Origin of the sequence: Pseudomonas sp. AL03 (assembly GCF_029960815.1) — a bacterium.
Lineage (GTDB): Bacteria > Pseudomonadota > Gammaproteobacteria > Pseudomonadales > Pseudomonadaceae > Aquipseudomonas.
Genome location: NZ_JASBRE010000079.1, coordinates 1 through 795 on the forward strand (window position 1 = coordinate 1; position 795 = coordinate 795).

At 61.0% G+C, this 795-nt stretch carries 1 protein-coding gene and 1 pseudogene; both read right to left on the reverse strand.

Features of this window, described 5'->3' with window-relative positions; genetic code table 11:
* Positions 1–254 (reverse strand): DUF4123 domain-containing protein (locus QK293_RS27470; RefSeq protein WP_282383513.1); only part of this gene is annotated, 254 nt, incomplete at its 3' end.
* Positions 251–795, reverse strand: a pseudogene (locus QK293_RS27475) (type VI secretion system tip protein VgrG); the annotation flags it as partial. The pseudogene QK293_RS27475 and the gene QK293_RS27470, both read right to left, overlap by 4 nt.

A 795-nucleotide genomic window follows, 5' to 3' on the forward strand; every position in this document is an offset into this window, starting at 1 on the left:
CTCGATTCCTCGTGTGCGTGCTCCAGATAAAACTGAACGAGTGGCTCGTCAGGTTGTTGAACGGCCACCAACAGCGGTGAGATATCCCGCAGCGCAGTGAACGGCGCACAGTCATATAGCGCGACGGTGGTGGCGCCGGGACTCAGTTGTTTCAAGCGCTCCGGCAAATCACTCAAGGTCGCACCGTCCAGCAACAGGAAAGCCTGTTGCTCGCTCCATGGCAGGTCTTCAGGCAATGAGGTCAAAAGCTTCATGCTTGAGCGGCCTCGCATATCAGGCAGCGCGAGGCGCGGGTTGAAATCAACGCATGGCGTTGCTGGACCGCATCGAACGTCACTTTCAGCAGGGGCACGGCTCCCGGCATCAGAGGCTCGGCGGGTAGACCCACGGTCGGGGCGCCGCCCACTAGAATCGGCACACTGCTGAAAATGCCTTCCGGCCCGAGCGTCAGCCAGTGACCGCCCGCCTGGACTGTCAGGTGCACACCGCCGTCGATGACGACTTGTTGGCCTGCATTGAGCTGAATGTGCTGGGTGGCGTTGAGCAGGTGATTGGTGGTGCGGATGTGGCGGTCGCCATGGACCAACAGGTGGTCGTCCTGTTTGAGTTCCGTCAGGCGGTTGCCGTGGGTCAGGTGATGTTCTTCACCGCGCAGGTCGTGGCTGGCAACCCCGCCGATGACCACGGTGCGCTGGTTATCGACTTGAAGGCGTTCGTCATTGAGGACGTGCTGGACAAAATCGCGCTGGGCACGCAGGGCAATTTCCTCGGCGCCTTTCCTGTCCTCGATGCGCA